The sequence below is a fragment of the Desulfosarcina cetonica JCM 12296 genome, assembly GCF_001311845.1.
GTDB lineage: Bacteria > Desulfobacterota > Desulfobacteria > Desulfobacterales > Desulfosarcinaceae > Desulfosarcina > Desulfosarcina cetonica.
This window is the reverse complement of the sequence record NZ_BBCC01000432.1, coordinates 1-1,565: the sequence shown is the minus strand read 5'-3', so window position 1 is coordinate 1,565 and position 1,565 is coordinate 1. Positions and strand designations below refer to the sequence as shown.

At 49.1% G+C, this 1,565-nt stretch carries 1 protein-coding gene; it reads left to right on the top strand.

Going from position 1 to position 1,565, the window contains the following annotated elements:
* Positions 1-606: 606 nt before the first annotated feature.
* Entirely contained in the window at positions 607-1,554 is a 948-nt protein-coding gene (locus tag JCM12296_RS34680; RefSeq protein ID WP_054702728.1) for a universal stress protein, read from the top strand.
* The last annotated feature ends 11 nt before the right edge of the window (positions 1,555-1,565 follow it).

Genomic DNA, 1,565 nt, shown 5'->3' with positions numbered 1-1,565 from the left:
TCGCATCCTTGGAAATCGATTTTCGTTCCGGTGGATGGATGCCATGGGAAAATGTGCCGTTCCCTTCGTATCCTTCGAGTTTCAGTGCCATGATTCCGCCATGAATTTCATTTTTTTTGTTTGTTGGATTTTTTTTCTGTGCTTTTTTCCCGATACTTTAAAATTAAAAAGATTTCCCGTGAGGAAATCTTTGGTAAACGTGCCTCGATGGAACCGGTTTGGGAGATCGCAAGTTTATCTTCCCTTTTTTTTAAAAAGTCAAGATCCAAGTTATATTATAGCTATATGTAAATAATCTTTTTTTGCTGCTGCCCGTTCAGGCGTGTCGATATGGGTAAGCTTCGGCGGATATGTCTCCCAACCGGTGCTTCAGCGTCGGCGGCAGGCCATCATCGGTAACTGTCGCGAATTTGTCTTCAGACGCTGAAGCCGTCATGAGAACTGAAATCGTTTTGAGATAATCAATCCGCGTTTCCTGTGGCTCGTGCATCTCCTTTGTTGACGGAAAATGGGTTAAGGGATAGTATCAATACATACAGCTCATTCTCATCATAACAGCCCGTTTTCTTCCATTTGCGCCAAGACTCTTAACAAAGGAGAAGTGCCGTGCAGGAAATCGCTCCCCCGAACAAAATTCTCATCGCCGTTGATGGTAGTGAGCAGTCATTGAGCGCCATCCGGTACGCAGCGGACCTCTTTCCCAAGGACAGAACCCATTTTGTCCTCTTCAATGTTCAGACGCAGCTGGTTAATATTTTTTCCGATTTGGTCACGTATCCCCACTACAAACGGCAGATGACCGGTTTAAAGCACTGGGCCTCCGAACAGAAGTCTGAAATCTGCAGCACCATGGACAGCGCCGTGGCCTACTTTTGCAATAAAGGATTTCCCGAGTCGGCCATTACCACCATGACCCCCACCAAGATGCTGGGTGTTGCCGATGATATCGTTAAGGAGTCCTATAACGAATATCAGGCGGTTATCGTCGGACGGACGGGGACCAGTCGTTTCAAGGACTGGGTGCTCAAAAGCACAGCCATGAAACTGGTGTCCAAGATTAAACACATCCCCATCATCGTGGTGGGGGGGCGTCCCGATGCCAAGAATCTTCTCATCGCTTTCGACGGCAGTCATGGCGCCATGAAAGGCGTGTTGTACGCGGGGTCGCTAATCGGCCGCTCGGATCACCAGATGCAATTGTACAGCATGATTCGTCGTGAAAAAAAATTTTGGCAGGGCAGTGAATCGTTTTTCGTTCCCACGGATCTTGAGGCGCCCATCGCCACGGGGACGGACGAGATTGGCCCGCAGCTGGATGATGCCCGTAAACGGCTGCTGGGAGAGGGGTTGGCACCGGAGCAGATTTCCGTCAAGATCCATATCGCCGACCGAGAGCGCGGTTACCGCATCGTCGAGGAAGCCAGGGAAAATGATTTTGGCAGTGTCGTCATCGGCCGGCGTGAATTGATTACCTTTATTGATGAATTCTTTATCGGGCGGGTCAGTGATAAAGTTCTCAAGCTGGCCGATGAGTTGGCGCTTTGGATCATCTAAGAATCGGTTTG